Below are 14067 nucleotides of genomic sequence, written 5' to 3' on the forward strand. Positions count from 1 at the left end.
GGATCGCATGGCGCGCGTGCGCCTGAAGGGCACTGGGCGACACCGTGCTGTGAAGCCGGTCAAGGGCGGGCGTCAGGTCGTGGCGCTGGCCACGGTGTTGTCGGCGGCGGGGGTGCAGACGGCCGTGACGGCGGGGACCGCCGAGGCCGCGCCCACATGGACCGAGGGGCCCATCTTCAACGACCCGCTGGGCACCACCGACGAGCAGATCGCCATCCGTACGCGGCTGATCCAGCTGACGGACGCGGCGCTGCCGGGTTCCACCATCAAGGTCGCCGTCTACCACGTGTGGGAGGCGTCGGTGGTGAACGCGCTGATCGCCGCCAAGAACCGCGGCGTCAACGTGAAGGTGCTCCTCGACGAGTCGAGCATCAGCGACCGGCCCGCCAACACGTCGTACAGCACGCTCGCGTCGGCCCTCGGCACGAATCGCGCCAAGGCGTCGTACGTGACGACCTGTCCGGTGGACAAGTCGTGTCTGGGTGACCCGCAGTACGGCCAGTCGATCATGCACAACAAGTTCTGGCTGTTCTCGGCGGTCGAGGGCGCCACGAACGTCGTCGTGCAGACGACGTCCAACTCGACGCCCTCGGCGCACACCAAGTTCTTCAACGACGCCCTGTTACTGCCGAACAACCCGACGATGTACGACGCGTACGCGGACTACTTCGACACGATGGTCGCCAGGGACTGGAAGTCCTGGGAGTACCGGACCGTCAGCAACGGTCTCTACAAGGCCTACTTCTTCCCGCGGGCCGGGAACACGCGGGACACCGACACCGTGTACTCCGTGCTCAACAACGTCCAGTGCACGTACAAGGACACCGCCGGGGTCACCCAGAAGACCTGGGTGCGGGTGTCGATCTTCAAGATCACGCGGTTGGCCATCGCCGAGAAGCTGCTCGCGCTCAAGAAGGCCGGCTGCAACGTCAGCATCGTGTATGCCGAGTCGGACAGTGCGGCGAGTTCGGGCGGGACCAAGGGGACGTGGGAGAAGATGCACACGTCCGGCGGCCCGACGGTGCGCTGCTACAACGACGACCGGGACCCGCTGAACCCGGGGCAGAAGCTGACCACGCCGTACATCATCCACTCCAAGTACATCCTCGTGGACGGGATGTACGACGGGGTGCGGAACAAGGTCAGCTTCACGGGGTCGGGGAACTACACCGGGCCTGCCCTGCGGGAGAACGACGAGTCGATCGTCAAGGTCGACGACGACGCCGTGCACGACATGTACAAGGCGCACTTCAACAAGGTGATCGGGGTCGCCTACCCGGGCAAGGCGGACACCACGGACCTGTGCAAGGGTGTGAAGCCGCTGCCCGCGGACGGTGAGCAGCGCGTCACGTGAGGGCGGAGGGGGCTCGGTTTGACCCCTTCGGGCGTGGCCCCGTAACCTTGACCGTCGGCGTGTCCACTGATGCGTCACATCCTCGTAAACCTCTTCCTCCCAGGCGCCGGGCGCTCAGGGAGAGGCCGTCCGTGTGTCGGGTGGCTGGACTGCGGGGGTGCCGTTCCCGAGCGAGAGAGTGAGATCCGCGTGTACGCCATCGTGCGCAGCGGTGGTCGCCAGCACAAGGTTGCTGTCGGCGACATCGTTGAGGTTGACAAGATTTCCACCGCCAAGGTTGGCGACACGGTCGAGCTCTCGACCCTGCTCGTTGTCGACGGCGACGCTGTGACCAGCGACCCGTGGGTGCTGGCCGGCATCAAGGTCCAGGCCGAGGTCGTGGACCACCACAAGGGCCAGAAGATCGACATTCTGCGCTACAAGAACAAGACCGGCTACCGCCGTCGTCAGGGCCACCGCCAGCAGTACACGGCGATCAAGGTCACTGAGATCCCCGCGGCTGCGAAGTAAGGGACTGAGGAGAGATGGCACACAAGAAGGGCGCATCGTCCACCCGGAACGGTCGCGACTCGAATGCCCAGCGGCTCGGCGTGAAGCGCTTCGGCGGTCAGGTCGTCAGCGCGGGTGAGATCCTGGTCCGTCAGCGCGGCACGCACTTCCACCCGGGTGCGGGCGTCGGCCGTGGCGGCGACGACACGCTGTTCGCGCTGCAGGCCGGTGCGGTGGAGTTCGGCACCGCTCGTGGCCGCAAGGTCGTGAACATCGTTCCGGTCGCCTGATCGGAATTCTTCGCGAGGCGGACCTCACTTCCCGGCAGGGAAGCGGGTCCGCCTTTCGCGTGTTGCAGTACTGAGGCACACGCGAAGACAGCAGTACTGAAGACTCTCGTACGTTTCTGGAGGCACTGACCATGACCACCTTCGTGGACCGCGTCGAGCTGCACGTCGCCGCGGGTAGCGGAGGTCACGGCTGTGCCTCCGTCCACCGTGAGAAGTTCAAGCCGCTGGGCGGGCCCGACGGCGGCAACGGCGGACGCGGCGGTGACGTGACCCTGGTCGTCGACCAGTCCGTCACCACGCTGCTCGAGTACCACCACTCGCCCCACCGCAAGGCCACCAACGGCAAGCCCGGCGAGGGCGGCAACCGCTCCGGCAAGGACGGTCAGGACCTGGTGCTGCCGGTGCCGGACGGGACCGTGGTGCTCGACAAGGCGGGCAACGTGCTCGCGGACCTGGTCGGGCAGGGGACGTCGTACGTCGCCGCCCAGGGCGGCCGGGGCGGGCTCGGCAACGCGGCACTGGCCTCCGCCCGGCGCAAGGCCCCCGGCTTCGCACTGCTCGGCGAGCCCGGCGATCTCCAGGACATCGTGCTGGAGCTGAAGACCGTCGCGGACGTGGCGCTGGTGGGCTACCCGAGTGCCGGCAAGTCCTCGCTGATCTCCGTGCTCTCCGCCGCCAAGCCGAAGATCGCCGACTACCCGTTCACGACGCTCGTCCCCAACCTGGGCGTGGTGACCGCGGGCGCGACCGTGTACACGATCGCCGACGTGCCGGGACTCATCCCGGGCGCCAGCCAGGGCAAGGGCCTCGGCCTTGAGTTCCTGCGCCACGTGGAGCGCTGCAGCGTGCTCGTCCACGTCCTGGACACCGCCACACTGGAGTCCGAGCGCGACCCCGTCTCCGACCTCGACGTCATCGAGGAGGAGCTGAAGCAGTACGGCGGCCTGGGCGACCGCCCGCGGATCGTGGTGCTCAACAAGATCGACGTACCCGACGGCAAGGACCTCGCCGAGATGGTCCGGCCGGATCTGGAGGAGCGCGGATATCGCGTCTTCGAGGTCTCCGCGGTCGCGCACACGGGGCTGAAGGAACTGTCCTTCGCCCTCGCCGACCTGGTGGCCACGGCACGCGCGGCCCGGCCGAAGGAGGAGGCGACCCGGATCGTCATCCGCCCGAAGGCCGTGGACGACGCGGGCTTCACCGTCGTACGCGAGGACGAGGGACTCTTCCGGGTGCGCGGCGAGAAGCCCGAACGCTGGGTCCGCCAGACCGACTTCAACAACGACGAGGCCGTGGGCTACCTCGCCGACCGCCTGAACCGCCTCGGTGTCGAGGAGGAGCTCATGAAGGCGGGCGCCCGGTCGGGCGACGGCGTCGCCATCGGGCCCGAGGACAACGCCGTCGTCTTCGACTGGGAGCCCTCCGTCATGGCCGGCGCCGAGATGCTCGGCCGCCGTGGCGAGGACCACCGCATGGAGGGCGTACGGCCCGCCGCGCAGCGCCGCCGGGACCGCGATGCGGAGCGGGACGAGGCGCAGCGGGAGTACGACGACTTCGAGCCGTTCTAGCCTCCGGGACGAGCGCTAGACCAGGACGTTCTTGTAGAAGACGTTGGAAAGGCGCTCGTTCGCCGTGGTGTTGGAGGCGAAGCCGAAGAAGAGGCGGGGCTCGCCGCCCGCCGTGGTGTAGACGGCCATGCCCTCCGGTTCGCGGTAGCTGAGGGTGGAGCCGGCCCCGGTGAGGAACTTCTCCTTCACCGCACCGGTGTTCAGGTCGACGCTCCAGAGGTACGTGGAGTCCTCGTTGTCGTGGAGCCCGGTGAGGCAGTACAGGTACTGGCCGTACGCCGTGTATCCCTGGAAGTCCTTTGAGTCCGTGATGACCTGCGGCTGCAGGAAGTTGCTGATCAGGGGGTTGCTGAAGTCGCCGTTCGTGGCGGCGGTCAGGTCGTACGCCGTGAAGCGGTGGGTACTTGAGCCGGCGGGCCGGTAGCGCACGATCAGCCGGTTGTGCGTCGGGTCGATGGCGCAGGTGTGCCGGTCCGCCGTGGACACCGGGGTGTACTTCGTGACCGCCGACGACGAGGCGGCCAGCGTGGTGCCGCTCGCGTACTTGAAGCGGCCGAGCCGCTTGCCGTACCCGTCGCCGTCCGCGACGGCGTCGGCCCACAGGTAGGTCGAGGAGCCGACGGCCTGTGCGCCGATGGAGACCCCGTGACCGAAGCCGGTCAGGTACATGTGACCGATCTCGTTCCAGGTGCTCCACGAGAGCTCGGTGATGCACAGGTCACCGGACCCCTCGGCCGAGCCCTGGCGCACCTGGGCCGTGAACAGCCGCTGGTTGGTCTGGTCGAAGGCGAAGCTCTGCATCACGGTGCCGTCGTGGAGCTCACGGTTCCGGTACAGGTCGTACGACTCCTCCCCGCTCAGTTGGAACCGCTTCGAGGTCGGTACGGCCGCCGACACGGCCCCCGCGCCGTATCCGAGTCCGAGCGTGGCGAGTCCGAGCCCGCCTCCCGCGCGCAGCAACGTGCGGCGGCTCAGGGGTTCGTTCATCAGGTCCTCCCGTTGGCATGCGAAGAGCAGGTGAACTGCAGGAAGACCCTAAGCGAAAGGCCCCGGGAGTGATCTCCCGGGGCCTCAACCCGTGCCGTACGACGAGGTGTTACGGCGAGGTGCTACGGCGCGAGCCTGTGACGAGGCGTCACGCGGTCACGGTGTCCGTCCCGTTGGACTCCGAATCCTCGGACATCTCCTCGGAGGCCTCACGCGGCGAGGGGATCTCGCCGGGCATGCGGGACTCCATGAGCACGCGGCGGTCTTCGGCCTTCGTGCACAGGGCCTGGATCGCCTGGTTGAAGCGCGCCAGGGACGGCGGGTCCGACGGGCCGAGCAGGTGCTCCTTCAACTTCGCACGGGCCGCGGTGAAGTGGTCCTTCTCCGGGTGGCGCACCGATTCCAGGAGAGCCGGGACGCCCTCGGCGGTCGGAGTGAGGATGACGCCCGCCGACACGGTCGGAAAGCCCGTGCGGAACGCCTCCTCCGTCATGCCCGAGGTGTTGGCGACCGCGTACGGCTTCTCGCTGGACAGCCAGTCGGAGACCACCGACGAGACATCGCTGATCAGCAGGTCCGCCTGGTTGAAGCAGGTGAAGATCGCGGGACGCGCGTTCGTGATGATCTGGTGCTCCCACTCCGGGAACGACGCCCAGTACGCCTTCTCCCAGGCCGTCGTGGCCTCGGCGATGGCTGCCTCGCGTGCGCCGTCGGGCGTGCCCTGGAGCAGCATGCGCTCCATTTCGTCCGCGCTCGTCCGGAAGTGCGTCGAGGTGAGCTTGTCCAGTTCGACCGTGCGGCGGGCCAGCTCGGCGGCGGCCTCCGGGCCCGGCCGGGAGCCGGAACGACGGGTGTTGGCCTCGCGGATCATCGCCTTGATGCGCTCGTTCGCGGCGCCCGCGCGCGGGTCGACGGAACCCGTCATCGGGTGCGGCTTGTACAGCAGGCGCACGTTGTCGTCGGCCAGGAGCCCGCGGACGACGTTCTCACCGGCCAGGACCACGGACGTGTTGCCGGGGTTGCCGTCCCAGCCCTCCCAGGTGGGGGCGTACAGGACCGTCGTGTACGCGCCCGTGGGCGCGCCCGAGTAGGGGCGGATCGGCGCGAGCTGCGGGCGGCCGACCTCGACGATGTCCTTGTCCTCGACACCGACCTCGGCGAGCGCGTACCGCTCGCGCGCCGCGGGACCGGCGACCCACACCTCGTCGTACGCCTTCGCGTACGGGTTGCAGGAGGACAGCTTGTCGCTCTCGCCGTGGTTGATGAACGCGTGCTTGACCGAGGGGATGCGCAGCACCTGCGAGGTCTTCGCGGCGTTCGCCGGGTGCAGCATCATCTGCAGCGTCGAGTTCTCCAGCGAGAACATCGTGGCGACCTTCGGGAAGCAGATGATCGGCACGTCGGTGGCGTCGATCTTCTGCACCATGAACCGCTCGCGCAGCACGATCAGCGGCTTGCCCTCGACCTTGGAGAGCGTGGAGAGCCACATGTTCGCCTGGTACGCCGACGTCGTGCCGCCGGAGAAGTACATGGCGACCGTCGGCTGGTAGTCGGCCAGCCACTGGTCCAGCCACTCCATGACCTTCTGCTCGCTCTTCGCCCGCTTCTTCGACGTCAGCCAGGTCCCCAGGTACACCGTGCCGCCGAGGGCCAGGGCGACGGCGGCGCCGACGCCGATGGCGCCCCAGAGCCCGTCCTCGGTGGTGGCGGTGGCCATCAGTCCGGCGGTGGCCGGCAGCGAGAACGTCAGCAGACGCTGGGCCTGGCGGCGGGCCAGCAGGCGCGGCGGGGCGGTGGTCAGGTGCAGTGCGGACGCGTCGATGTTCCGCGTCACGATCGGCAGCGTCCGGCTGCGGCGCACCAGTACGCCCACGCCCTGGCAGGTGAAGTGCACCGCGTAGAAGAGGCACAGGCCGATCATCAGGGGGGCGTGCTCGGTCTGAGGGTCGATGCCGTCGATCCGCAGCAGCCCCACCAGGACCAGCATGTCGCGCAGCAGCTGCCGGACCAGCGTGTCGAACCGGACCTTGCCGAGGACCGCGAGCAGGCCGGGGTCCCGGTACTGCAGGGTGGTGTCCAGGACGAGGCCTGCCGCGCTCGCGGCGACGAACACCGGGACGTTCGGCAGCAGCGCGGAGACGATCTGGGCCGTGAAGAGCGCGAACATCGCCAGCAGCGCGGACAGCTGCGCGATGCGGCGGGGGGCGAGCCTTGCGGAGGGCACGGGCTGGGCTCCTGCGGAGGGAAACGACGACGGATGGGGGAAAGCAAACGGAGAGGGTAGTGCGGAGAGGGTAGTGGGGGCGGCACGCCACCGTGCGCGCGCCCCGGGCGTTTTTCCGCGCCGGGGACGCCTCGAACAGGAGAGGCCGAACCCTGACGGTAGGACCTAGGGCGCCGGAGGAGCAATCTTCGCCGGGATCAACCATGGGAAAAGGTACATAGTCTTGGAACCTCGCTGGGTTTTTGAGCGTCTTCTCATATTTCTGCGAAAGCGCCGTTCCGTACCGGGTTCCGGATGTTCGTCCGCCATCCGTGTGCCATTCCTCCGCCGTCCGGCCGCCGTCCAGCCGCTGTCCGGCCTCCGTCGGGCGGAAGTCCATCCACCGAAATGCCGCGACATCCGTCCCTCGTGCTCACGTAGATTGCAGACACGGGTTGGTCGGAACAGCGGAAATGTGGGGATACGCGTGTCTACGGCAAGACGGGGCGTGGCGGAAGCGCACAGGATCGTCGTCAAGGTGGGCTCCTCGTCCCTGACCACGGCGGCCGGGGGACTGGACGCGGACCGGGTGGACGCCCTCGTCGACGTGCTCGCGAAGGTTCGCAGCGGTGGTGAGAGGGAGATCGTGCTGGTCTCGTCCGGTGCCATCGCCGCCGGGCTCGCGCCGCTGGGTCTGCGTCGGCGCCCCAAGGACCTCGCCCGGCAGCAGGCTGCCGCGAGCGTCGGCCAGGGCCTTCTCATGGCCCGATACACGGCTTCCCTGGCCCGCTACGGCGTCCGCGTGGGCCAGGTGCTCCTCACCTCCGACGACATGAGCCGCCGCGCCCACCACCGCAACGCCTCGCGCACCCTCGACAAGCTCCTCGCGATGGGCGCGCTGCCGGTCGTCAACGAGAACGACACCGTTGCCACGGACGAGATCCGCTTCGGCGACAACGACCGCCTCGCCGCTCTCGTCGCCCACCTCGTCCGGGCCGACCTGCTGGTCCTGCTCTCGGACGTGGACGGTGTCTACGACGGCGATCCCAGCAGGCCCGGCACCTCGCGGATAGCCCAGGTACGGGGGCCCGAGGACCTCGCCCACGTCGAGATCGGCAGCGCGGGCAGGGCCGGCGTCGGCACCGGCGGCATGGTCACCAAGGTCGAGGCCGCCGGGATCGCCACCGGGGCGGGCATCCCCGTGGTCCTGACCAGTGCCGTCCACGCGGCGGACGCCCTCACCGGCCGCGACACCGGCACGTACTTCCACCCCACGGGCAAGCGCTCCGCCGACCGGCTGCTGTGGCTCCAGCACGCCTCCACGCCGCAGGGCTCGCTCACCCTCGACGACGGGGCCGTGCGCGCGGTCGTCGAGCGCCGCAAGTCCTTGCTGCCCGCGGGTATCGCGGCGGTCGAGGGCGAGTTCACCGCGGGTGACCCCGTGGAGCTGAGGGACGGCGAGGGGCGCGCGGTGGCGCGGGGGCTCGTCAACTTCGACGCCAAGGAGATCCCCCAGCTGATCGGCCGCTCGACGCGGGAACTGGCGCGCGAGCTGGGCCCCGCGTATGAACGAGAGGTCGTACACAGAGACGACCTGGTCCTGCTTCACCCGTGACCGAACGTGCCCGGAAACGGCCACATCACAGGCTTTCGGCGGTGCACGTTCCGTAAAACCGCCACGCGGAGCCGTCCGGCCTGCTCAACTTTGTTGCAGGGAGATTCCGCCCGACCAAGGCCCGGGCATGGCCATACTGCGAAAAGGAGGCCGTCGTGAGACGAGTGCGCCCTGGGGCGGCGGCGTCCCGCGGTGGTGGTACCTCCCAGGGGGTCGGCGAGGAGCGCGCGCTGACCAGCGTCGCGGCCGGAGACGCGTACGACGGGCAGCCTTCCGGACCGGTCTCGGGGCAGCCTTCCGGGCAGCCGTCGGGCGCGGAGGAGCCGACGGACCTTCCCCGGCTGTGGCATGTGACGCTCAGCGTCTCGGGCGGTGAGGCCCCGCTGAAGGAGGTGCGGCGCGGCCTCGAACAGCTCGCCCACGACCACCCCTTTCTGCTGACCAGCCGGTACGCCACCGACCACGCCGAGATCCGCTACTGGGAAGAGGCCCGCGACCTGCACGACGCGGCCGCCGTCGCCCTGCGCCTGTGGGGCGAGCACCGCCAGAGCGCCAAGCTGCCGCCCTGGGAGATCGTCGGCCTGGAGGTCATCGACCGCGAGACGTACCACCACCGCATCGCCGAGGGGTACGGACCGCTGCCGGCGACACCTGTGGGAGTGCATCCCTTCTGAGGGCCTCCTGGGGCTTTCTGGGGGCCTTGTGAGAGGTGCCTTTCGCATCGCTTCGGGTGCGGTGAGAACCCTGTCTCGCGCTGTGGGATAGCAGATGGACGTCTCCGTCCGGCGCACTACCCTTCGAGCATGACCACGCTCTCGCCGTACGACGCAATGTCCCCGGTCACCCAGGCCGCCTACCGCGCCAAGGCCGCCGCCGCCGACCTCGCGCCGCTGCCGCGCGCCGAGAAGGACGACGCGCTGCTCGCGATCGCGGACGCTCTGGAGGTCCGCACGAGCGAGATCGTCGCGGCCAACGCCAAGGACATCGAGCGCGCCCGCGAGGCCGGCACCAGCGAGGCGATCATCGACCGGCTGACGCTGACCCCGGAACGGGTGCGGGCCATCGCCTCCGACGTCCGGGACGTCGTGGGGCTTCCCGACCCGGTCGGCGAGGTCGTCCGCGGCTCCACCCTGCCGAACGGCATCGACCTGCGCCAGGTGCGCGTCCCGCTGGGCGTCGTCGGCATCATCTACGAGGCCCGCCCGAACGTGACCGTCGACGCCGCCGCCCTGTGCCTGAAGTCCGGCAACGCGGTGCTGCTGCGGGGCTCGTCGTCCGCGTACGAGTCGAACACCGCCCTCGTGCGTGTGCTGCGGGACGCCGTCGGCGGCGCCGGGCTGCCCGCCGACGCCGTACAGCTCGTGCCCGGCGAGAGCCGTGAGTCCGTCCGCGAGCTCATGCGCGCCCGCGGTCTCGTCGACGTGCTCATCCCGCGCGGCGGCGCCTCCCTGATCCGTACGGTCGTCGAGGAGTCCACCGTCCCCGTGATCGAGACGGGCACCGGTAACTGCCATGTGTACGTCGACGCCCAGGCCGACCTCGACATGGCGATCGAGATCCTGATCAACTCCAAGGCCCAGCGGGTGAGCGTCTGCAACGCCGCCGAGACGCTGCTGGTGCACCAGGACATCGCCCCCGAGTTCCTGCCGCGTGCCCTGGACGCCCTGGCCGACGCCGGGGTGACCGTGCACGGCGACGAGCGCGTGCTGGCCTACGCCAAGGAGACGCGGGCCACCGTAGTCGAGGCCACGACGGACGACTGGGAGACCGAGTACCTCTCGTACGACATCGCCGCCGCCGTCGTCGACTCGCTCGACCGGGCCGTGGAGCACATCCGGCTGTGGACCTCCGGGCACACCGAGGCGATCGTGACGACCTCCCAGCAGGCCGCCCGCCGCTTCACCCAGTTGGTGGACTCCACGACGGTCGCGGTGAACGCCTCCACCCGCTTCACCGACGGCGGCCAGTTCGGCTTCGGCGCCGAGATCGGCATCTCGACGCAGAAGCTGCACGCCCGCGGGCCGATGGGGCTGCCGGAGCTGACGAGCACGAAGTACATCGTGACCGGCGACGGACACGTACGGCGCTGAGCAGTTGAACTCGGAACGAGCAGGCGCGAGTGACCGGGCACCCGGCGCGCGTTCCTGTGAACAGCCTTCGCACAGCGCATGAATTTCCATACCGTCTGCCCAAATTGACCCCCCAGGACTACTCTGGATCCCGTGCCGGAGGACGTGGGGGGCACGCCGTTCCCTGACGGCTGGGAGCCCGACGACGACCGCGACCGCGGAGGTATGGACGAAGAGTTCGCCTCCGTGGTCTTTGACGAGGCCTTCGTACGGGCGGCCGTGGTCCATGAGCCGACCGCTGTCGAACGCCTCCTAGCAGCCGCCCAGGCCCGCGCGGAAGCCCAGGAGGCCGAAGCGCGCCGGGCGCACACCAGAGGCGCACGCGGCGACGACGAGCGCTACGAGGACGGCTTCGGGCCCGACGGTGATTTCGGTCACGGCCGGGACTTCGACGACCTGGACGACACGGAGATCCTGGAGGGCCGCTACGGCGCGCCGGGGCCGTACGGCAGGGCCTACGGCAAGCAGGCCCGCTGGCACCGGCCCGTCGCCTGGGTGCTCGCCCTCGTGATGGGCATAGGCATGGTCGCCCTCGCCTTCACGGCCGTCTACCGCGGCGCCTCCTCGGGCGGCCGCCAGGACCAGGTCCCACCGCCCGCCTCCACGGGCGTCGAGCAGGGCGGCGGCACGGGTCCGTCAGGTCCGGCCGAGCCTTCGGCCTCGGCCGACTATTCCCAGCCACCGGTGTCTGCGGTACCGCGCACGCCCTGAGCCAGGCCCGTTCCACCGTCCGACAACCGTTCGAAAACCTGGTGAGAACCTGTCAGAACTTGTCACGCAGCCGGGCGTTTACCTGGCCCTCAACAGACCTACTCTGAAGGTATGGGCGGGCCAGGAGACCCACCTGAGGGGCCACGTGAAGGTGCTCCCGGTGGTGGAGAGGACGAGTACCGATCCGTCGTCTTCGACGAGTCGTTCGTCCGTGCTGCCCGCCTCCAGGAGTTCTCCGCCCAGGAGCGCATCGGCGACCACGCCCCCGCCGTACGCCGCCGCCCACCCCTGCGACGCGGCCTGTCCCGGCAGGCGGTGATCCTGGTCCTGCTGATCGCCGTGGCCTTCGGCACCGCTATCTACATGGGCGTGCGCCATCCGTACCAGACGCCGGCCGCACAGCCCACCGATCCCCTGCGGATGACCGTCATCCCGCTCGCCCCCCAGGCCCCGGTGCCCGGCTCCACGAACCCCGAGAACCTGTACGCGCACAGCCCGGCCGCCCAGTTCCGTGTAGGCGCCGAAGGCATCACCATGCCCGCCACCCGCCGCACCGCCCACTTCTCGGACAGCCAGGTCGTCACCGCGCTGAGCACCGCCAAGGACTACCTCGTGGCCTCCGCCCTCGCCCCGGAGGTACTGAACGGGACGTCTGTCCGGCCCGCCCGGATGCTGCTCGACCCGCAGCAGCTCGACCAGTTCGACGAGAGCTTCGACCGCCCCACCGCCGACGGGCGGCACGCCCCCACCGGCTGGCTGGTCCGCTTCGATCCCTCCCGCGCCGAGCTCGCCGACACCAAGGTCCGCGTCCAGGGCACGCTGCAGGCCGCCGAGTACGACTCCCGCACCCTCGAGGTCACCGCCGAACACACCCTGGTCTACGCGCTGCGGCCCGCCGACTCCGAAGACAAGGCCAAGGCATCCCTGTTCACCGTCCGGCGCGAGTTGCACTTCCGCTTCGACACCGACGACCTGCGCACCCACCAGGCCGAACTCGTCGTCTCCTACGTCCAGGCCGGGCCGCTCGCCTGCGCCGACGACTCCACGAACCACCTGCGCCCGCTGCTCGCCGGCCAGACGGCCAAGGAGGGCGGCCCGGCCGGCACGGATCCCTTCGCTACGGGCGGTGCCACGGCCCTGTGTGGCTCACTGGCCCAGAGCGCGCAGCCCAAGGTGTGATCCGGCACAGAGCCGAGCCCCGCTGACGGAGCCCGCGGTCACTCGTCCTCGTCGGGGCGCCTGTCCTTGGGAGAGTCGCCACCGCTGCTCGCGAAGCCCCCGAACCCTCGCCGCACCCGGCCGCCGAGGTCGCCCGCGCCGCCCGCGATGTCGGTGACCAGCTTCATCAGCGGGTCCCTGGAGTTCTTCACGTCACTGGCGTAGCTGGCCGCCGACTGCCGGAACGAGTCGGTCACCGAGGTGTCCCTGTCCTCGTCGCGCCGCGGATAGTGACCGTCCATGATCCGCTGGTAGTCGCGGGACTCGGCCCACTTCTTCAGCTCGGCCGCGCGGACGGTGGTGAAGGGGTGCGAGCGGGGCAGCACGTTGAGGATCTTCAGCACGGAGTCGCGCAGGTCGCCCCCGGCCTCGTACTCGTCGGCCTGCGCGAGGAACGCGTCCACGTTCATCTCGTGGAGGTGGTTGCCGCCCGCGATCTTCATCAGACCACGCATCGAGGCCCGCAGGTCCTGGCCGACCAGCAGACCCGCGCGGTCCGCCGACAGCTCCGACTTGCGGAACCACTCGCGCAGCGCGGTCACGATCGCCATGATCGCGAGGTTGCCCAGCGGGATCCACGCCACCCGCAGCGCCAGGCTGGTCAGGAAGAGCAGGATCGTGCGGTAGACGGAGTGGCCCGAGAGCGCGTGGCCCACCTCGTGACCGACGACCGCCCGCATCTCCTCCTCGTCGAGCAGCTCGACGAGCCCCGTGGTGACGACGATGATCGGCTCGTCCAGGCCTATGCACATCGCGTTCGGCTGCGGGTCCTGGTTGACGTACATCGGCGGGACCTTCTCCAGGTCCAGGATGTAGCAGGCGTCCCGCAGCATGACGTTCAGATGGGCGAACTGCTCGTCCGAGACCCGTACGGAGTCGGACAGGAACAGCAGCCTCAGGCTGCGCTCGGGCAGCAGACCGCTGAGTGCCTTGAAGACCGTGTCGAAGCCGCTGAGCTTGCGCAGGGCCACCAGGGCCGAGCGGTCCGCGGGATGTTCGTACGCCCGCGAGGAGATCCCCTCGAAGCGCCTGCGCTGCCTGCTGGGCACGTTCTCGTGCCCGTTCTGCTCGTGGCTGTCGTCGGACATGTGTCCCCCATGCGTCTGATGGCCCTGTGTGCCCCCCGAGGCGAGGTCCAGCCTAGGCGGAGATACCGTGACACGGCAGCACACCGTAAGGAGCGATCCCATGGAGCACGTCCCGGCAGCCCGCTGGATCACCGAGGCCGCGTCCGCAGCCGAGAGGCAGGGACCGGGCAATCTGCTGCGCGTCGTACTGATCGTGATGGTCGTCGGGTGCGTGCTGGTCGGGTGGTTCCTGCTGCGCGGCTACCGGCGGGACGACGACGGCTGACAACCGGCTTCGGGGCGACTCCGTGGTGAGGCGGCTCCGTTTCGTGGTCGCTGCTCGGTCCGGTGGCCTCCGGACGGGTGCTCGGGGCGGTGGTGTCGGGTCGGCTGTCGCGTACGTCCTGGGCGGGAGGGGGCTCGCGTACGTGGCCTG

General features: G+C 69.6%; 13 protein-coding genes. 10 read left to right on the forward strand and 3 right to left on the reverse strand.

Annotated elements, in window-relative coordinates; translation table 11 throughout:
* The first annotated feature begins 7 nt into the window (after nucleotides 1–7).
* The 4 genes from FNH08_RS27355 (at nucleotide 8) to obgE (ending at nucleotide 3701) form a co-directional block, all read left to right on the forward strand.
* Entirely contained in the window at nucleotides 8–1354 is a 1347-nt protein-coding gene (locus FNH08_RS27355) for a phospholipase D-like domain-containing protein (RefSeq protein ID WP_152774209.1), read from the forward strand.
* Nucleotides 1355–1543: 189 nt separating this feature from the next.
* On the forward strand, nucleotides 1544–1864 hold the full coding sequence (gene rplU / locus FNH08_RS27360; protein ID WP_004931419.1) for a 50S ribosomal protein L21: 321 nt from the start codon (nucleotides 1544–1546) through the stop codon (nucleotides 1862–1864).
* A gap of 14 nt (nucleotides 1865–1878) precedes the next feature.
* Nucleotides 1879–2133 carry a 50S ribosomal protein L27 gene (rpmA, locus tag FNH08_RS27365; RefSeq protein ID WP_152774200.1) on the forward strand — a complete coding sequence of 85 codons (255 nt, stop codon included), beginning with the start codon at nucleotides 1879–1881 and terminating at the stop codon, nucleotides 2131–2133.
* 131 nt (nucleotides 2134–2264) lie between these two features.
* Nucleotides 2265–3701, forward strand: coding sequence for a GTPase ObgE (gene obgE, locus FNH08_RS27370; RefSeq protein WP_152774201.1), 1437 nt, complete (start codon nucleotides 2265–2267; stop codon nucleotides 3699–3701).
* 15 nt (nucleotides 3702–3716) lie between these two features.
* On the opposite strand, the gene FNH08_RS27375 is transcribed toward obgE, so the two are convergent.
* Nucleotides 3717–4688 carry a phage baseplate protein gene (locus FNH08_RS27375; protein ID WP_152774202.1) on the reverse strand — a complete coding sequence of 324 codons (972 nt, stop codon included), beginning with the start codon at nucleotides 4686–4688 and terminating at the stop codon, nucleotides 3717–3719.
* A gap of 148 nt (nucleotides 4689–4836) precedes the next feature.
* The gene (locus FNH08_RS27380) at nucleotides 4837–6912 is read right to left on the reverse strand and encodes a hypothetical protein (protein WP_322725498.1); all 2076 of its coding nucleotides are present in this window, start codon (nucleotides 6910–6912) and stop codon (nucleotides 4837–4839) included.
* A gap of 487 nt (nucleotides 6913–7399) precedes the next feature.
* Here FNH08_RS27380 and proB point away from each other — a divergent pair, with 487 nt between their 5' ends.
* The 5 genes from proB to FNH08_RS27405 all read left to right on the forward strand — a co-directional run bounded on the left by proB (nucleotide 7400) and on the right by FNH08_RS27405 (nucleotide 12525).
* On the forward strand, nucleotides 7400–8506 hold the full coding sequence (proB, locus tag FNH08_RS27385; RefSeq protein WP_322725501.1) for a glutamate 5-kinase: 1107 nt from the start codon (nucleotides 7400–7402) through the stop codon (nucleotides 8504–8506).
* 164 nt (nucleotides 8507–8670) lie between these two features.
* Nucleotides 8671–9180: a hypothetical protein gene (locus tag FNH08_RS27390; RefSeq protein ID WP_322725503.1), complete on the forward strand. Its 510-nt coding sequence runs from the start codon at nucleotides 8671–8673 to the stop codon at nucleotides 9178–9180.
* 129 nt (nucleotides 9181–9309) lie between these two features.
* The gene (locus FNH08_RS27395) at nucleotides 9310–10596 is read left to right on the forward strand and encodes a glutamate-5-semialdehyde dehydrogenase (RefSeq protein ID WP_152774205.1); all 1287 of its coding nucleotides are present in this window, start codon (nucleotides 9310–9312) and stop codon (nucleotides 10594–10596) included.
* A gap of 132 nt (nucleotides 10597–10728) precedes the next feature.
* Entirely contained in the window at nucleotides 10729–11346 is a 618-nt protein-coding gene (locus FNH08_RS27400; RefSeq protein WP_322725499.1) for an SCO2584 family spore wall biosynthesis protein, read from the forward strand.
* A 111-nt stretch (nucleotides 11347–11457) separates the two neighbouring features.
* Nucleotides 11458–12525, forward strand: coding sequence for an SCO2583 family membrane protein (locus tag FNH08_RS27405; RefSeq protein ID WP_152774207.1), 1068 nt, complete (start codon nucleotides 11458–11460; stop codon nucleotides 12523–12525).
* A 38-nt stretch (nucleotides 12526–12563) separates the two neighbouring features.
* Here FNH08_RS27405 and FNH08_RS27410 read toward each other — a convergent pair whose 3' ends face one another.
* Complete coding sequence (locus FNH08_RS27410; RefSeq protein WP_152774208.1) at nucleotides 12564–13652, reverse strand: M48 family metallopeptidase; 1089 nt, start codon at nucleotides 13650–13652, stop codon at nucleotides 12564–12566.
* 100 nt (nucleotides 13653–13752) lie between these two features.
* On the opposite strand from FNH08_RS27410, the gene FNH08_RS50945 reads away from it, so the two are divergent.
* On the forward strand, nucleotides 13753–13917 hold the full coding sequence (locus FNH08_RS50945) for a hypothetical protein (RefSeq protein ID WP_194238631.1): 165 nt from the start codon (nucleotides 13753–13755) through the stop codon (nucleotides 13915–13917).
* Nucleotides 13918–14067: the final 150 nt, after the last annotated feature.

The organism is Streptomyces spongiae, assembly GCF_009377185.1.
In the GTDB taxonomy this organism is placed as follows: Bacteria; Actinomycetota; Actinomycetes; order Streptomycetales; family Streptomycetaceae; genus Streptomyces; species Streptomyces spongiae.

Coding starts and splice junctions, on each gene's coding strand:
- FNH08_RS27375 (WP_152774202.1), bottom strand. CDS start 4,688: ATGAACGAACCCCTGAGCCGCCGCACGTTGCTGCGCGCGGGAGGCGGG.
- obgE (WP_152774201.1), top strand. CDS start 2,265: ATGACCACCTTCGTGGACCGCGTCGAGCTGCACGTCGCCGCGGGTAGC.
- FNH08_RS50945 (WP_194238631.1), top strand. CDS start 13,753: ATGGAGCACGTCCCGGCAGCCCGCTGGATCACCGAGGCCGCGTCCGCA.
- FNH08_RS27395 (WP_152774205.1), top strand. CDS start 9,310: ATGACCACGCTCTCGCCGTACGACGCAATGTCCCCGGTCACCCAGGCC.
- FNH08_RS27405 (WP_152774207.1), top strand. CDS start 11,458: ATGGGCGGGCCAGGAGACCCACCTGAGGGGCCACGTGAAGGTGCTCCC.
- rpmA (WP_152774200.1), top strand. CDS start 1,879: ATGGCACACAAGAAGGGCGCATCGTCCACCCGGAACGGTCGCGACTCG.
- FNH08_RS27410 (WP_152774208.1), bottom strand. CDS start 13,652: ATGTCCGACGACAGCCACGAGCAGAACGGGCACGAGAACGTGCCCAGC.
- FNH08_RS27355 (WP_152774209.1), top strand. CDS start 8: ATGGCGCGCGTGCGCCTGAAGGGCACTGGGCGACACCGTGCTGTGAAG.